This is a genomic window from Oceanisphaera arctica (assembly GCF_002936955.1).
GTDB classification, from domain to species: domain Bacteria; phylum Pseudomonadota; class Gammaproteobacteria; order Enterobacterales; family Aeromonadaceae; genus Oceanimonas; species Oceanimonas arctica.
Map to the genome: position 1 here is coordinate 43822 of NZ_MPZM01000011.1, position 17480 is coordinate 61301.

General features: G+C 60.2%; 13 protein-coding genes and 1 pseudogene. 9 read left to right on the forward strand and 5 right to left on the reverse strand.

All coding sequences use genetic code 11. From position 1 onward, the window contains the following. Positions 1-22: 22 nt before the first annotated feature. Entirely contained in the window at positions 23-2257 is a 2235-nt protein-coding gene (locus UN63_RS07130; RefSeq protein WP_104486084.1) for a DNA internalization-related competence protein ComEC/Rec2, read from the reverse strand. Between the two features lie 27 nt (positions 2258-2284). Here UN63_RS07130 and UN63_RS07135 point away from each other — a divergent pair, with 27 nt between their 5' ends. Continuing rightward, a complete protein-coding gene (locus UN63_RS07135; RefSeq protein ID WP_189618465.1) occupies positions 2285-2797 on the forward strand; it encodes a DUF2062 domain-containing protein in 513 nt (170 codons plus the stop codon). A 26-nt stretch (positions 2798-2823) separates the two neighbouring features. Next, the gene (locus tag UN63_RS07140) at positions 2824-3303 is read left to right on the forward strand and encodes a DUF2062 domain-containing protein (protein ID WP_104486119.1); all 480 of its coding nucleotides are present in this window, start codon (positions 2824-2826) and stop codon (positions 3301-3303) included. 224 nt (positions 3304-3527) lie between these two features. Here the strand turns inward: UN63_RS07140 and lolE are convergent, their stop codons facing one another. The 3 genes and pseudogenes from lolE to UN63_RS07155 form a co-directional block, all read right to left on the reverse strand. Then, entirely contained in the window at positions 3528-4769 is a 1242-nt protein-coding gene (gene lolE / locus UN63_RS07145) for a lipoprotein-releasing ABC transporter permease subunit LolE (protein ID WP_104486086.1), read from the reverse strand. Further along, positions 4769-5486, reverse strand: a pseudogene (locus UN63_RS07150) (ABC transporter ATP-binding protein). The gene lolE and the pseudogene UN63_RS07150 overlap by 1 nt, the downstream one beginning before the upstream one ends. Further along, positions 5479-6690, reverse strand: coding sequence for a lipoprotein-releasing ABC transporter permease subunit (locus UN63_RS07155; protein WP_104486087.1), 1212 nt, complete (start codon positions 6688-6690; stop codon positions 5479-5481). Before UN63_RS07155 ends, UN63_RS07150 begins: the two are co-directional and overlap by 8 nt. A gap of 68 nt (positions 6691-6758) precedes the next feature. On the opposite strand from UN63_RS07155, the gene UN63_RS07160 reads away from it, so the two are divergent. The 6 genes from UN63_RS07160 (at position 6759) to UN63_RS07185 (ending at position 14711) form a co-directional block, all read left to right on the forward strand. Continuing rightward, positions 6759-7031, forward strand: a complete 273-nt coding sequence (locus UN63_RS07160; protein WP_229793520.1) for a hypothetical protein — start codon at positions 6759-6761, stop codon at positions 7029-7031. Beyond that, entirely contained in the window at positions 7028-10462 is a 3435-nt protein-coding gene (mfd, locus tag UN63_RS07165) for a transcription-repair coupling factor (RefSeq protein WP_104486088.1), read from the forward strand. The genes UN63_RS07160 and mfd overlap by 4 nt, the downstream gene beginning before the upstream one ends. A 121-nt stretch (positions 10463-10583) precedes the next feature. Beyond that, entirely contained in the window at positions 10584-12035 is a 1452-nt protein-coding gene (locus tag UN63_RS07170) for an FAD-dependent oxidoreductase (RefSeq protein ID WP_104486089.1), read from the forward strand. Positions 12036-12417: 382 nt separating this feature from the next. Further along, positions 12418-13662 carry a DUF3422 family protein gene (locus tag UN63_RS07175; protein ID WP_104486090.1) on the forward strand — a complete coding sequence of 415 codons (1245 nt, stop codon included), beginning with the start codon at positions 12418-12420 and terminating at the stop codon, positions 13660-13662. Positions 13663-13753: 91 nt separating this feature from the next. Further along, positions 13754-14035, forward strand: a complete 282-nt coding sequence (locus UN63_RS07180; protein WP_104486091.1) for a DUF503 domain-containing protein — start codon at positions 13754-13756, stop codon at positions 14033-14035. Positions 14036-14063: 28 nt separating this feature from the next. Further along, complete coding sequence (locus UN63_RS07185) at positions 14064-14711, forward strand: DsbA family oxidoreductase (protein WP_104486092.1); 648 nt, start codon at positions 14064-14066, stop codon at positions 14709-14711. A 22-nt stretch (positions 14712-14733) separates the two neighbouring features. On the opposite strand, the gene yegD is transcribed toward UN63_RS07185, so the two are convergent. Then, positions 14734-16107: a molecular chaperone gene (yegD, locus tag UN63_RS07190; protein ID WP_104486121.1), complete on the reverse strand. Its 1374-nt coding sequence runs from the start codon at positions 16105-16107 to the stop codon at positions 14734-14736. A gap of 1106 nt (positions 16108-17213) precedes the next feature. Here yegD and UN63_RS07195 point away from each other — a divergent pair. Next, positions 17214-17480: a hypothetical protein gene (locus UN63_RS07195; protein WP_104486093.1), complete on the forward strand. Its 267-nt coding sequence runs from the start codon at positions 17214-17216 to the stop codon at positions 17478-17480.

Below are 17480 nucleotides of genomic sequence, written 5' to 3' on the forward strand. Positions count from 1 at the left end.
CTCTGCCTTGAAAAACGAGGCGCTATTCTAACGGCTTACTGGGTCTCCCGCCAGTCGTCAACCAGGCATTGAGCCGATGATACCAGGGGCCGGGCCGCCGGGACTGCAGCAGCCGCCAGCGGTGACCGTCTGAGACCAGGTGCACCATGCCATGATCTCCCGTGATCAACTGGGTCACCCCCTGGCGGTTGAAGCGGGCCACCACCTCGGAAGACGGAAAGCCCCAGCGATTGGCAAAACCGGCGGTATGCACCACCCAGTCCGGTGCCACCGCCCGGATAAAGGCGTCGCTGGAAGAGCTGCGACTGCCATGATGGGGGCTCAGCAACAGCTGGGCCCCCACCGGCTGACCCAAAGCCAGCAGGCCCTGCTCGGCCTTGGCTTCTATGTCTCCGGTCAGCAGCAAAGACACTGTGCCATCCCCTATATGCAGCACACAGGAGTCGTTGTTGCGATGGCCACTCGGGGTGACCGGCCACAGTGCCCGCATCGTCAGTATCCCCCAAACTTCCACTTGCCCCGCACGACAATGCAGCCCGTCCGGCCAGACACCCCGTCGAAAGTGCACCGGCAGAGTCGCGGCCAGATATTCCCGGTTTCCGCTATGATCCCGGTCGTCGTGACTGACCACCAGATAGTCGAGCTCGTCGATGCCCAGTCGGGTCAGCAGCGGCAGTATCACCCCGTCGGCCATGTTGAAACCCGAGTCGAAGCGGTTGCCGGTGTCATAGAGCAGCGCCCGCCGGCCCTGGGTCACCAGTACCGAGAGCCCCTGCCCCACATCCAGTATCCGCACCTCCCAGCGGGGCTGTGGCCCTTGTTTAAGCAGGATCGGTTGAAGTACGCCCGGTTGCAGCAAGACCAGATACATGCCCAGCGCCATCAGCCAGCGCGCCCTGGGTAACAGCCCGGCAAGCGACAGCAAAAACAGCAACAGCCAAAGCCCCTGGGCCCGGGCCGACAAAGCCTGCCAGGGCGACAGGCTGTCATTCAGCCAGTGCAGCCCATTCATCAAGGGCTCGAACAGGGCGTTCAGCAATACCAGCACCGCCATGGCAATCCCGGGTGCCGGCAGCAACAGCAGACAGGCCAGCAGCAACAGCGGGATCAGCAGCAGCGAAAACAAAGGGATCAACAGCATGTTGACCGGCAACGACAGCCAGCTGATGCCGCCGAACAGCAGGATAATCAGCGGCAGCAACAGCAGACTCAACCCCAGCTGCAATCGCCACAGGCTGCGTCCCTCAAGCCAGCCGGCACTCACCAGCAGGGCGGCCACCGCCAGCACCGACAGCCAGAACCCCAGATCCAGCGCCAGCCAGGGCATGACCGCCAGCAGCAGCGTCATGGTCAGCAATAACAGGCGTCGGCCGCTCCAGAAGCGTCCCCAGCAAAACAAGCCCAGCCACAGCAGCAACATCAGCAGCGCCCGCTGGGTGGGCACCGAAAAACCCGCCAGCCAGGCATACCCCAGTGCCAGCCCTCCCGCCACCACAGCGGCCAGTAGCCGACTGCCACTCAGGCGCCCGGCCAGCAGCCCCAGCCCCGCCACCAGCCCGATATGCAGGCCGGAGATGGCAAATAGATGGCTCACCCCCAGACCACGCAACATATCCCAGTCTGCCTGCTTCAGCCCGCTGCGATCCCCCACACTCAGGGCCAGCAGCCAGCGCCGGCCAGGCAAGTCGGCCGTCATGGTCCCGATATGTCGTGCCAGCCGGGTACGGTTTGATGCATCGGCGGCCTGGTGTCCCAGGGTGCCGGTCAGATAGCCACGGGCCGTGATCCCCTGCCCCAGCAGCCAGCGTGCACTGTTGAAGCTGCCCGGGTTATGCAGACTGTGGGCTGGCTGTAACCGACTGATCGACTGAATATTATCCCCGACGGCCGGCATCTCGTCCGGGCCATACCAGGACAGCAGCACCCGCGGCCGGGGGGAAAGTGCTTGACCATTCAGGCTTTTCAGACTGACAATCAGCCTACTTGCGCCACGCTCCCGGTGCTGAACACTGTCTACCGTACCGGCGACAAGCTGGCTGCGCTGGAACAAGTCGGGAGAGTGCAGCCAACTCAGTTGCCAGTGGCTGTAACACAGCGCCCAGACCAACCCGAACAACAGGCAGGCCATCGCCGGCCTTGGCCGCCAGCACAAGCAGCCCAGACAAACCAGTGGCAACCACCAGTCCCAGGCGGGAAGCCAGGGCCAGATCATGATGGTTGATATGCCGAAGCAGAAAAAGAACAGCCGCTTATCCATCCGATAAGTATTGCGGACCTGGAACAGATGCCAAAAAAGACGTTAAAACGCCTGATGCCCGATCCGGGCACCATTAAAAACCACAAGTACCTGAGCCTGCTTGGCAGCAGACTGCACGACAATAACCTGTGGCATCTCAATCGGCATTCGGCCGCCGGCGCCTTTGCCGTCGGTCTGTGTTGTGCCTGGCTGCCCATCCCCTTTCAGATGGTGCTGGCCGCCGTGCTGGCCATGACCTTCAGGGTCAACCTGCCGCTGTCGGCGGTGCTGGTCTGGATAAGCAACCCGCTGACCATGCCGCCGATGTTCTATTTTGCCTATCGGCTCGGCTCTTTTCTGCTCGACAGGCCCCAGCAATACAAACACTTCGAACTAAGCCTGAGCTGGCTAAGCAGCGCCATGACCACAGCCGGACCCTCTTTACTGCTGGGCTGCGGGGTCATGGCCCTGGTCAGTTCGGCGACCGGCTTCATGGTGATCCACGGGCTCTGGCGCTGGACGGTGTCGCGCCGCTGGAAACTGCGCAGGCGTCACCGCTGATGCTGCGCCAGTGGTTGCGAGACCGGATGCCAAGCCAGGACACCCTGCGTCAGCATCGCATACTGGCCCTGTTCGGCGAACGCCTGCTCGATCCCGACTACTGGTGCTGCAACCGCCATTCTGCCGCCGTGGCGGTGGCCGCCGGTCTCTTTGCCGCCTGGATGCCCCTGCCCATGCATACCCTGGTGGCCATTGGTCTGGCCGTGCAGTTTCGCGGCTACCTGCCGCTGGCCATCGCCATGGTGTGGGTCAACAACCCGCTCACCCTGGCACCGATGTTTTACTTCGCCTACCGGCTCGGCGCCCGGTTGCTGGATACCCCCGAACTGGTGTTCAACGGCTCACTGGAGCAAGAGGCCCTGGCCATGGCGATCCCCCTGCTGACCGGCACCCTGCTGATGGGGCTGAGTTGCGCCCTGCTGGGCTGGATAATCACCCGACTGGGCTGGCGCTGGAAGGTACAACTGGCCTGGAAACTACGGCGAGAAAAACGGCGGGAACAATAAGCAACAACACCCCGCCTCCCCCTGGTGAATATCCGCTGTTATGCCTGTCACGCCGCTGCCAAGGGGGAGGAGCAATTCGGCTCTGGTGATCAGCCTAACTCTGTGTACTCCCTCCCCTTAACCCCGGTCTGTCAGAACAACAGCGGGGTGCAACGCAAGGGGAGGGTCGGGGTGGAGTTACTGCATATCACTCATTTCTTACAGCTTATCGCTTAAAGCTGCTTTTAAGCTTCTCCCAGCAACTGCCTTGGCAGCAGCTTGCCCGCGCGCCAGGCCGGATAAAGGGTGGCGATAAAAATCAGCACCAACGCCGAACCGGTCACCAGCCATAAATCCGCCCAGTGAAACTCGGTGGGAATGAAGTCGATGAAATACACCTCCGGGTTCAGGAACTGATGCCCGGTCAGGCGTTCCAGACCCGCCACCAGCTCGGACAACCGGGTCGCCAGCAGTAGCCCCAGGGCGCCGCCGATCAGCACGCCGGTTACGCCGTTAAGCAGGCCCTGCACCATGAAGGCACCGCGGATCTGCCAGGGCCCCGCCCCCATGGTCTTGAGGATGGCGATATCGCCTTTTTTCTCGTTCACCGCCATCACCAGGGTCGAGACGATGTTGAAGCTGGCCACCGCCATCACCAGCAGCAGCACCACTATCATCAGGGTGCGCACCAGCTGTATGTCTCTATAAACATTGCCCTGGCTTTCCATCCAGCTGCTCACATAAAACGGCGCCGGCAGGCCCATGCCCGCATTCATGGTCAGGCGGTCGGCTGCCAGCACCTCATTCACCCGCAAATGAAAGCCGGAGATAGTATCACCCAGCTCTTTCAGCTCCTGGGCATCCTGCAGATGGGTATAGCCCAGCACGGTGTCGAGCTGACCGCCGATGCTCACCACTCCCTCCAGAGTAAAACTGTGCCGCCGGGGCGAGCCAAAGCCCTGACTGCCCGGCGAGGGCAGCAGCAAGGACACCCGGTCGCCTACCTCCAGCTCCAGCTGCTCGGCGATGGCCTTGCCGAGGATCAGCCCCCGCTCACCAGGAACCAGCACATTCAGGCTGGCGCCGCCGAGGTAGGGCGTCAGCTCCGATACTTTCGACTCAAGCTCCGGCACCACGCCCTGCAGTTGCACCGCCTTCAGCTTGTCGCCCCTGCTGAGCAGCCCTTCCAGCGGCACATAGGGCGACACCGCCAGTATGCCGGGTGCGGCCTCCATCTCGCTGACCATGTCGCGCCAGCCTTCGACCGGCCCCTCGGCGGTATGAAGCTGGCCGTGAGGCAGCACCGACAGGATGCGGTTTTCCAGCTCGCGTTCGAAGCCGTTCATCGCCGACAACCCCAGGATCAGCGCACTGACCCCGATGGCGATGCCCAGAATCGAGGCCACCGAAATAAAGGAAATAAAGCGGTTGCGCCGCCGGGCCCGGCTGAAACGCCAGCCCAGAAAGACACTTAACGGACGAAACATCAGCCTTGCTCCTGCTGTCGGCTATCAACCAGGCCGCCGTCCACCAAGCGGCCATCTACCAGCCGGCATTGTCGGTCGAGCCGGGCGGCCAGCGCCAGATCGTGGGTCACCACCACCAGGCCGGTGCCCAGCTCGCTTTGCAATTCGGCCAGCAGCGCAAACACCTCGGCGGCGTCTGTGGGCGTCCAGGTTACCGGTAGGCTCATCGGCCAGCACCTAGCCGGGGGTCTTGTTGACCAGGGCCCGGGCGATGGCCACCCGCTGGCGCTCACCGCCAGACAGGGCCGAGGGTCGGTGATCCAGCCGGTGACCCAGCCCCACCCGCCGGAGCAGGGCTTCGGCCTGCTCTTTGGCCTCGCTTACCGGCCGACCGGCAATCAGCAAGGGCATGGCGGCGTTTTCCAGGGCGCTGAACTCGCCCAGCAGGTGATGAAATTGATAGACAAAGCCCAATTTCTGGTTACGAAACCGGGCCTGGCTGCGGGCCGACATCTGGTGCAGGTCTTCCCCTTCCACCAGCACCCGGCCATGGGTCGGGGCATCCAGGCTGCCGAGCAGATGCAGCAGGGTACTCTTTCCCGAGCCGGAACTGCCCACCACCGCCAGGCTTTCGCCGGCGGAAAGTTGAAGGCTGATGCCATCCAGTATGGTGACCGGTTGCGCCCCGTCCTGATGGGTTTTACCCAGATTCTCGACCACTAACAGGGGGTTATTCATAACGCAAAGCCTCGGCTGGATGAACCCGTGACGCCCGCCAGGCCGGATAAAGGCTGGCCAGAACGCACAGTAATAAAGTGGAAAACAACACCATGATCAGTTGCCCCGGCAACAGTAACACCGGCAGCTGGTTGCCCCCGGCGGCGGAATAAAAGTTGATGCCCATCAGGTTAAGCACCCCGTCCAGATTCAGGCTCAGCAGCAGGCCCAGAGCAAAGCCCAGCAGGCTGCCCAGCACGCCGCTGAAACCGCCCTGGATCATGAACACCGCCATCACCCGGTAACGGCTCAGGCCCAGGGTTTGCAGCATGGCGATTTCGGCTTCCTTGTCGGTCACCACCATCACCATGGCCGACAGAATATTGAAGGCCGCCACCAGGATGATCAGCGCCAGCATCAGGCTCATCAACCGTTTCTCCATTGCCACCGCCTGAAACAGCTCACCCCGGCTCTGCTGCCAGGTTTCGTATTTCAGCCCTTGTGGCAGGGCCGGCAGCCGTGACAGCTCGAAGGGGTCGGTCAGCCACAGACGCAGGCCGGAGGCCTGACCCGGCGCATAGCGCAGCAGGCGGGCCGCATCGTCGAGCCGGGCCAGCACCAGCTGCCGGTCTACGTCGTTACCGGTACTGAAGGTGCCCACCAGAGTAAAGAGTCGCTGGCTCGGCACCCGACCCAGGGGTGTGAATCGGCTGCCCTCGGTCACCGTTACCCGCACCTGATCGCCAGGCACCACGCCAAGGCTTCGGGCCACACCCGCGCCCATCACCAGGCCATAAGGCAGATATTCGAAATATTCCCGGGTGCGCGGATCCAGCCCCTGCAGCAATTTATCCTGGTTATTGGCCGGATCCAGGCCGTAGAGCTCGACCCCGGTCAGATGACCCGGGCCCTGCACCATGGCCTCGGCACTGATAAAGGGCGTGGCGGCGGTCACCACCGAATCGGGAGCAAACAATTCCCGGTACTGGTCCGGCTCGTCCAGTCGGCGCTGGTCGTTGGTCACAATGGCATGGGGAATAACACCGAGCATGTGATCTTTCATCTGTTGCTCGAAGCCGTTCATCACCGCCGACACCAAAATCAGGGCGGTCACACCCAGCAGAATACCGATGGTGGAAAAGCCGGAAACAAAGGACGCGAAGCTGCGTCGCCCCCGGGCCCCGGCATAGCGTAAACCCAACATCAGCGTCAGGGGTTGAAACATGGTGTAATCTTCCGTTTTTTAAAGGGTTTTACGTCACCCGCAAGTTGCGGAATAATAAAGGCATGTGAATGGCGCAACAAGAGCAGCGAATGATGGCAGCCCCTTATTTCAGCATCGACTACCAGGATCAGGTTAACCTGATCCCCCTGACTGATGGCGAAACAGTGCCCGATGCGGACGCCCTGGAGGCCGAAATACCCGCGCCGTTCAAGCTTATCAGTGAAGTGACTCACATCGATACCAATAATGCCCTGATCCGCGCCAGCCTGCAGCTGCAGGCCAAACAACTCAAGGCCCGTGCCGAACGCCGCGCCCAACAGGACGATGCATCACGCCCATGATACAAATTCCCAGCCCCACTCCCCGCCCCAGAGCCAGCCTGGGCCAGCTGATTGGCAGCAGCCTGGCGCTGGCCATCGCCGAACAGGTCAGACAACAGCAACAGCTGGTGCTGCTGGTGGTTCCCGATACTCCCACGGCCCTGCGCCTGGAGCAGGAAGTACGCCACCTGCTGGCCGACGAGACACCGGTAGCGCTGTTTCCGGACTGGGAAACCCTGCCCTACGATCAGTTTTCGCCCCATCAGGACATCATCTCCCAGCGGCTAGAGACCCTGTATGGGTTGCCGGCGCTCAAGCGCGGCCTGCTGATTGCGCCCATCACCACCCTGATGCTGCGCACCCCGCCGCGCGACTGGCTGGAGCAGAACAGCCTGCTGCTGAACACCGGCGACAAACTGGACCTGCACGCCCTGCGCAGCCGGCTGGAGCGCGCCGGTTACCGAGCGGTGGAGCAGGTGCTGGAGCACGGTGAGTTTGCCGCCCGGGGCGCCCTGCTGGATCTGTACCCCATGGGAGCGAACGAGCCCGTGCGCATCGACTTTTTCGATGACGAAATCGACACCCTGCGCCCCTTCGACCCCGACACCCAGCGATCCAGCGACAAGGTGAAGCAGGTGCGGCTGCTGCCGGCGCGGGAATTCCCTACCGACGACGCCGCCATCGAGCGCTTTCGTGGCCAGTACCGGGAACGCTTCGCCCTGCGCAACGAGCCGGAGTCGCTTTATCACCGCGTGAGCCAGAGCCAGTTCCCGCCCGGTATCGAGCACTACTTTCCGCTGTTCTTCGAGCAAATCCAGACCCTGTTCGACTCGCTACCCGAGCAACTGCTGGTACTGGGTGTCGGCGAGCTGAACGAAGCCGCCGACGTCTTCTGGCAGGATGTACAGAGCCGCTATGAAGACCGGCGCCACGACCAGCTGCGCCCGCTGCTGTCCCCGGACGAGCTTTACCTCAAGCCCGACGCCCTCTTGCACCAGCTCAACAAGTGGCCCCGGCTGCAACTGAGCGCTACCCCGGTGCTGGAAAAAGGCGAGCGGCAAAACGCGCCTATCAGCGCCCTGCCCACGCTTGAAGTAGAGCACCAGAAAATCGAGCCTCTGGCCCGGCTGCTGAGCTTTTGCGAAAACTTCAAAGGCCGCATCCTGTTCTCGGTCGAAAGTGCCGGTCGGCGCGAGGCGCTGAGCGAGCTGCTGGCGGGCAGCTCAATCAAGCCCTGGCCCTGTGATAACTTCTCACATTTTCTGGCCGGCAAAGACCCGATTGGTCTGCTGGTCGGCCCCCTGTCTCAGGGCTTTATTCTCGACGACAAGCTGGCGCTGATTTGCGAAGGCGACCTGCTCGGCGGCCGGGTCATACAGCGCCGGCGGCGGGAAAAGTCCGCCAGCCTGAGTCCGGACACCCTGATCCGCAACCTGGCGGAGCTGTCCATCGGTCAGCCGGTGGTGCATCTGGATCACGGCGTAGGCCGCTACACCGGGCTGCAAACCCTGGACGCGGGCGGGCTCAAGTCCGAATACCTGACCCTGGAATACGCCGGTGGCGACAAGCTCTATGTGCCGGTCACCGCCCTGCATCTGGTGGGCCGCTACAGCGGCGCCGACGATCCCAATCTCAACCGGCTTGGCAACGACACCTGGGCCAAAGCCAAACGTAAGGCGGCGGAAAAGGTGCGTGACGTGGCCGCCGAGTTGCTGGATGTATACGCCCGTCGGGCCGCCCAGCCGGGCCAGGCCATCGTTCACGACAAGGTGGCCTATCGCCAGTTTGCCGACGCCTTTCCGTTTGAAGAAACCGACGATCAGCTCACCTCCATCAACGCCGTGCTCACAGACATGACCCAACCCAAGGCGATGGACCGGCTGGTGTGTGGCGACGTGGGCTTTGGCAAGACCGAAGTGGCCATGCGCGCCGCCTTTGTGGCCGTGCATGGCGGCAAGCAAGTGGCGGTACTGGTGCCCACCACATTGCTGGCCCAGCAGCATTACGACAACTTTCGCGACCGTTTCGCCAACTGGCCGGTGCAGGTAGACATCATCAGCCGCTTCAAGACCGGCAAAGAGCAGGACAAGGTGCTCACCGGCCTGACCGACGGCAGCATAGATATTGTGATCGGGACTCATAAACTGCTGAGCCAGGATGTGCGTTTCAAGGATCTCGGCCTGCTTATCGTGGACGAAGAGCACCGCTTCGGCGTTCGGCAGAAGGATCAGATCAAGGCCCTGCGCGTCGACGTGGACATTCTGACCCTGACCGCCACCCCGATTCCCCGTACCCTGAACATGGCCATGGGCGGCATGCGTGACCTGTCCATCATCGCCACCCCGCCCGCCAAACGGCTGGCGGTAAAGACCTTCGTGCGCGAGTCGGACCCGGCTACCATCCGCGAGGCCATACTGCGCGAGCTCAAGCGCGGCGGCCAGGTCTATTACCTGCACAACGAGGTGCAGACCATAGAGAACAGTGCCGACGCCCTGCGCGCCCTGGTGCCCGAGGCCCGCATCGGCATCGCCCACGGCCAGATGCGCGAGCGCGAACTGGAACAGGTGATGTCCGACTTCTACCATCAGCGCTTCAACGTGCTCTTGTGCTCGACCATCATAGAGACCGGCATCGACGTACCCAGCGCCAACACCATCATCATGGACAGGGCCGACAAGCTGGGTCTGGCCCAGTTGCACCAGTTGCGCGGCCGGGTGGGGCGTTCCCACCATCAGGCCTATGCCTATCTGCTGACGCCCCACCCCAAGCGCATGACCACGGACGCCAAAAAGCGACTGGAAGCCATTGCCGCATTGGAAGACCTGGGCGCCGGCTTTGCCCTGGCCACCCATGACCTGGAAATTCGCGGCGCCGGCGAGCTGCTGGGCGACGAACAGACCGGTCAGATCACCGCCATCGGTTTCAGCCTCTATATGGAGATGCTGGAGCAGGCGGTGAAGGCGCTGCAATCGGGCAAGGAGCCGGCGCTGGATCAGCTGCTGCGCGCACAAACCGAAATAGAGCTGCGCCTGCCCGCCCTGCTGCCGGACGACTACATTCCGGACGTGAACATGCGGTTGTCCATGTACAAGCGCATCGCCGCCGCCGAAGACGAGGCCGCCCTGCGCGAGCTGCAGGTAGAGCTGATTGACCGCTTCGGCCTGCTGCCGGAGCCGGGCAAGAACCTGGTGGCGCTGGCCGGACTCAAGCTCAAGGCCAACCTGCTGGGCATCGACAAAATCGACGCCAGTGCCAACGGTGGCAGCATCGCCTTTGCGCAAGATGCCAAGGTGGACCCCATGTATCTGGTGAGCCTGTTGCAGAGCCAGCCGCGCATCTACAAGATGGAGGGGCCCACCAAGTTGCGCTTCGCCATTCCCAGTGACGATGCCAAGAGCCGGCTGGCGCTGATTGGCGACATGCTGAACGAGCTGCATGCCCATCAGGCCTAGCCCTGCGTCATCATTGAATCATGATTTACCCCCACGGAAGGGATAAGATAGCGGCGCAGCCGGCCCCAGGGCCGTTCTGCTGCGCCAGGCCATGAACCATCAGCATCCTGACCGAGAAAAAATGAACGCGAATATTTGCCATACCTCCGCCCAGCGCCCGCTTAAAGTCGGCATTCTGGGCGGCGGTATCGCCGGTGCCACCGTGGCGTTGCGACTGGCGGACATGGGCATTCAGACCCTGCTTATCGAGGCCAGCAGCGGCCTGGTAAACGGCCCGCCCATCTGCCACCTGCACGCGGGCGGCAACCTGTACCGGGAAATCAGCGACCAGCAGTGCCTGACCCTGCTGCGCCAGTCCATCGCCTCGGTGCGCGCCTACCCCAACAGCATCAACCGCCGCCCCACCGTCATCGCCACCCCGATAACCGATCCGGGCGATGCCGAGGCCTTGTTGCCCCGGCTGAAACAGGTGGCGCAGGAATATCAACGGCTGGTGGACGAAGACCCGGCCAACAAGGTGCTGGGCGAACCGGACCAGTATTATCGCTGCTACAGCCGCGAGCAGTTCGAGGCGCTGGCCACTCGCCCCATGCCGGCACATGCCGAGTGTCAGGACGACTGGCTGACGCCGCTGGCCCACCATCTGGACCCGGCTACATTGAAGTTTCCGCTTATTCTGGTGCAGGAATACGGCTGGAGCCTGTTTCGCATGGCGGCCACCGCCACCCTGGCGCTGAACACCGCGCCGAGCTGCGAGCTGCATTTTCATACCCGGGCCACCAGACTGGAGCAATGGCCGGACGGCTGGACCATTCACGGCACTAACCAGGACGGGCAGGAACAGCCGTTCAAGGTGGACTTTCTGGTCAATGCCTGCGGCTTTCGTACCGGGCTGGTGGACGACATGGCCGGTTATCGCCGACAGCGGTTGGTGGAGTACAAGGCCGCCTACGTGGCCCGCTGGCAGACGAGCGGCGACTGGCCGGAGGTGATTTTTCACGGCCAGCGCGGCACGCCCAACGGCATGGCCCAGCTGACCCCCTATCCGAACGGCGTGTTTCAGCTGCACGGCATGACCGACGGCATCACCCTGTTCAAGGGCGGCCTGGCCGCCAGCTGCGACCTTAGCGCCCAGCCCCGGCTGCCCCAACCTTATGTGGCCCAGCTGGACAACGGCTGGCAAACGCCGGACATAGAAGTCCGCACCCAGGACGCCATCGCCCACCTGGCCCGCCTGCTGCCCGCCTTTGGCAAAGCACAGGTCGGCGGCAAGCCGCTGTTCGGTGCCCAGCAGATTCCGGGCAGTGACCCTTCGTTGCGGGCGGCGGACGTGTCGTTTGAGGGCAATCACTATGCGCGGGTAGAAATCGTGAAGGCCAGCTCGGCGCTGACCGCCGCCGACCGCATCGTCGGCCGGCTGGCCGAACTGGGCTGGCTGGAGATGGACGAACAACCCCTGTCACCGAGTCTTGCCCTCACCGAAAGCCAGGATGCCGCCGAGGTAGAGCAGGAAGCCATACGCCTGGCCCGCGAACGCGGCTACCCGGACGAACTGGCCCTGACCATGGGGTAAAGGGGAAACAAGAGGACAAAGGGCCCGCTCCGCCGACTCGCCTCGAGACCTGCCACTCACTGTATCAGCCTGCTGCGAACATTCACCGGATGTTCGGTCAGGCTGATACAACTCGTCACGGCGAGACAAGCTCGCCCCATGTACGCTCAACACATGACATCCCTGTCATGTGATGGTCGGCTGAGCAGATCCCTTTGTCCTCCTGTCGGTTCCTGCGTGGCCTGCAGAAACAAACCGCAACACCCGAACTACTCCGTAGCCGCCGCTTTAGCTGGCGGATCAGACCACTCTGTAGAAACAGGAAGCACAGCGGAAAATGGGGCACACCAAAAAAATCTGGTAAATTAGCCGGATCATGACTGACAGACATAAAGGAGAGTCAATGCGCAGTCACCCGTTGCGTGAGCAGATCATCGCAGAGGTTCATGCCCGACCATTTCAGAAGCTGCAGGCCCCGCTCGGAATGCGGCATATTGCGGTGGTGTATGACGGCGCCCCGCTGAAGGAAATACAGCAAAGCGTGCTCCGGCTCGGCGATATGCTGGGGCTGAAGGAGACCACCGGCAAGTCGCGGTTCTGGCAGGCCGAGAATGCCGACCTGGCACTGCGTTTTGAAGCTCACCACGAATTTTACACCCTGACACTGACCGCACTGAACACACAGGAACTGCCACAGCTGCCGGACGAATGGCTGGCGTGCGTGCCGGGCAGCTTTCTCTGCGGTGCCGAGATCCTGTTCCGCACCCATCAGGCAAATGCCGATGAAGATGCCTGGCTGAATCGGCACTTCGGTGACTATCAGGTCAATAGCTCCATGGTGATGTCTGGCGTCGGCCAGATGTGGACCGACTTTTACCCCCGTGAAGACAGCGGCATGGTACGGGTACTGGTAGAAGACCGCGGCCTGCAGCTACAGCAGGCCGGACGTTTGCTGCAGCGCATCTGCGAAATAGAAACCTATCGCCATGTCGCGCTGCTGGCGCTGCCACTGGCGAACGAAGTGGTGCCGGTGATCAACCAGCTTGAAGCCGAGCTGGTCGACCTCTCGACCCGGGTCGCGCTCGAAGAGCCCTCTGTGCTGCTGCATCAACTGATGAATCTTGCGGAGCGGCTGGAAGCACTGTCGGCAAAAACCTCCAACCGCTTCTCGGCGGCGGATGCCTATTTCGCGCTGGTGAACAAACGGATTGGCGAACTGCGCGAAACCCGCATAGAAGGCCGCCAGACCGTGGAACAGTTTATGGATCGCCGGCTGGACCCCGCCACCCGTACCTGCCGCACCGCCGGCCTGCGCATAGAGCAGCTCTCTCGCCGGCTGGCCCGTACCACCCAGCTGGTGCGATCCCAGGTGGACTTGTCGGTCGAGCAGCAGAACCGCGACATGCTCTCCAGCCTCAGCAAGCGGGCCGGCGAACAGCTGCGGCTGCAGGCCAAGCTGGAAAGCTTCTCCATTATCGTGGTGACCTATTACGCCTTTGACCTGATTGACCGTACGCTGCGCAACCTGGTCGAAAATGAAGAACACCGCCACCTGATGGAAGCGGGCCTGAGCCTATCGGTGCCCTTCATCGCCCTGATGCTCTGGCTCTATATCCGCCGTCTGCTGCGCGGCGTAGGTGAAGACTGACAAGAAAATCAGCTAGGTTTTGCTTCGCTCACAATTTTAGCCAACCATTACTTAGCCTATTATTTGGGCGTTAGCCGGTAAGGATAACGACATGCATATCGGTATTCTGACCATGACTTTTTCTCTGCCGGGATGTGGCTCTCTAAAAGAAAAACGCCAGCGTATAGGGGGCATGCACGAACGGTTCGGGCGCAACCCGGCGGTGGCGGTCTGTGAGAGTGGTGAACACAACAAGCACGATGCCAGCGAATGGTCGTTTGTGGTCGTGGCGGCCTCGAGACGCGAGGTCGAATCCCAGTGCAGCCAGATCGAAGACAAGATACAGCGCACCGTAGAAGGACGCGTGATCAAGGTCACCCGTGAACTCCTCTAGTTAAGTCATAAAATGCACAGGACCCACTATGAACAAAATACAGATAGATATCGTTTCCGATATCGCCTGCCCCTGGTGTGCTATCGGTTATGCCCGGCTGGAACAGGCCATGGAACGACTGGCACCAGAGTATGAGTTCACCATTCAGTGGCATGCATTTGAGCTGAACCCCGACCACACCGGCCAGGGGGAGCCCATACTGCCAGCCCTGGCCAGAAAATACGGGCGGAGCGAGGAAGAGATGCGGGAAAATCAGAGTCGTATGATGACGATTGCCGCCGATCTTGGCCTCAACTTCGAGAAGATACAGCAGCGATTTACCTGCAACACCTTCGATGCCCATCGGTTGGTGAAGTGGGCAGGTGAACAGGGCCGGCAAACCGCCATGAAACAAGCCCTGTTCGACGTGTATTTTGGCAAGGCGATGGATGTCTCCGATCACACTGTGCTATTGAGTTGCGTTGCGGCGCTGGGGCTGGATCCGGCAAAGGCCAAACAGGTACTGGACTCGGATCAATACACTGCCATGGTGCGAGAAGAGGAAGCCACTTACCAGCAGGCAGGTGTGACGTCCGTGCCGGCATTCATTATCAACAACAAGTACCTCATCTCCGGCGCTCAGGAGTCCGATGCCTGGGTGCGGGCATTGCAGGAGGTTGGCGCCGAATCCGCTTGAACTTACCTGACAGGCTTACGACTTAACGCTGCCCGCAGGGCCCATAAATTTTGTTGGCCCAACGGGTCAGGCCGGCGGTAACGCTGCCGAAGTGGTCACCGATCACGATGGGCGTATGCTGAAATTGCTGTTGCAAGAACTGATTCAATACGGGTGACTTGGCGGTACCGCCGGTCACGAATACCACATCCGGCTCACAGCCGGCCTGGGTTATCGCATCGGTCATGAGCGCGGCTATGGTACTCAGTTCTCGGTGGCAGGCCCTGGCAAAGCCGTCTCTGTCCAGATTTACGGTCAAGCCCTTATCTATGTCGGATAAATCGACGAGCTGCTCGGTGCAGTCCGTCAGGGCAATTTTGCTTTGTTCTGCGGCGTTGACCACGCGATAACTGAGTTTATGTTTTTGCACGGTCAACAAGCGCGATAACAGCTCAGGCTGTTCTGCATCACGGACCAGCTGCTCTAAAAACCGGCCATTGGCGGCACTGTAAAATTCGGTTTGATTATGAATGTTGTTAATGGAGACGGCTTGCGAGTAACTATTGGCCGGCACGGGCTTACCGGTTTTCAGCATGCTGTCCAGGCCAAAGCTGGGCATGATGCCTTTAAGCGCAAAGGTAATGTCAAAGTCATTACCACCAACACGTTCACCGGTGTGGCTTAACAAGTCACCGCTTCTGTCTTGTGAAGCCGCCTGTTTCGGCCCCATCAACAGCATGGAGCAATCGGTGGTACCACCGCCGATATCGACCACCAGCACCCGGGTTTCTTTAGTCAGGCAGGCTTCATACTCGAAGCCGGCGGCCACCGGCTCGAATTGAAATTCAACGTCTTTAAAGCCAACGCGTTTTGCGGCATTGGTCAGTATTTGCAGTGCTTGCCGGTTGCTTTCGTCACCTCGCAACCCCTGAAAGTTGACCGGGCGGCCAATCACCGTTTGGCTGACACTTCTGCCGAGTGCCGCTTCGGTTAGCGTTTTTACGTTACTCATCATGGCCGCAACAATGTCTTCAAATAATTCAACTTGTTGTGGCAGCAAGCCCGTCGCACCCAGGAAAGACTTGGGGGATTTGATGTAATAGCCTTCATCGGGCTCTTGCAGATAATGATTCAATGCTTGCTGGCCAAACGACAATTCAGTCGGGTAGCCATCCAATGCCAGCTCTTTTAATTCAATCTGCCCTTTTTGCAGTTGTCTTTGGCGTTGCTGCTGAAAGTTTTTCTGTTCTGCCACTGGCAAGTGTTTGTACAGCCAGTTGACAATAACGTCACGACTCGGGGCATACAACGTTGACGAGATATATCGACCATGATCACCTAGCGTTAAAATTTTCGGGTTATTTTCTTCCATAACGCCGACAGCACAGTTTGAGGTACCGTAGTCAAATCCGATCATGCAGACATCCAAAAACAAAAAGGCCGCGTAGAATACAGGGATGTTCAGCACCAGGCAAGTTGGTGGCGGCAACACCTCGGACAAAGAGCCCGCTCCGCCGACTCGCCGTAAATCCATCCGTGGAGGCTCTCTGTTTCATCCCTGAAACAGAAGGTCGGCCGAGCAGATCCCTTTGCCCTTCTGTTAATCCCGGCGTGCTCTGCGGAAAAACACAACATCAGAGTCAGAGCCTACCCTGTAGCCGCCACTTCAGTTGGCGGATCAGACTACTCCGTAGCAACAGACAGTACTGCGCAATATTGGCGGCAACACGTCGGACAAAGGGCCCGCTCCGCCGACTCGCCGTAAATCCATCCGTGGAGGCTCTCTGCTTCATCCCTGAAACAGAAGGTCGGCCGAGCAGATCCCTTTGCCCTCCTGTCAATCCCAGCGTGCTCTGCGGAAAAACACAACATCAGAGTCTACCCTGTAGCCGCCACTTCAGTTGGCGGATCAGACTACTCCGTAGCAACAACCAGTACTGCGCGATATCGGCAGCAACCTGTCGGACAAAGGGCCCGCTCCACCGACTCGCCGTAAATCCATCCGTGGAGGCTCAGCCGCGCCATCCGTGGCGCGGATGGTCGGCCGAGCAAATCCCTTTGCCCTCCTGTCAATTCCGGCGTGGCCTGAAAAAGAGGCCCCTTCCTCGAACCGCCCACAAAACCATCAACTAACCGTTATGCATCTCACTTTTTCATTTTTGCAATTGCCCTTCCCCACCTCTGCGGCCAGAATAGACGCATTTGAAAACCGGTGTAGCAGGGAATGACGGCCTGAAACGTCAGGGCGGTAGCGTGGGTGAATGATACGATTGGCATACCTGCCCGACCATCCAGACGACTGCATGTGCAGCATATTTAACAGCCATCTGGAAATGATGCGTGAAATCACCACAGGCGATGCGCATTTATCACCCATTGTAATGAGAAATTATCTGCAGATCAGCGGGTTAAGAAAACGTCAATGTTGATACTGCGCACATCTCGGAACAAATATGCGCATGCGTGTATATGAGCATGCGTAGTATTAAAATGTTATACCTAATAATCGAATCAGGAGAATTTATGATGAAGTGGCTATGGGTAGTTGCCGCAACTGTATTATTACAGCCTTCAATTGTAGTAGCAGAAGAAGGCTACATGTGCGGGCACTATTACAAAAACATTCAGAGAAAAGAGAAAAACATTAAGAGCTATGGCTCTGATCTATCTTCCATCGCTAGGGACAAGCTATTTGAAGATTTGAAATTTGACACTACACAGTGCATATCTGAATGCGAAGGTCAGAAATTCAAATATTGCAATGAGATAGCAAAATGGATTTCCAAGTAA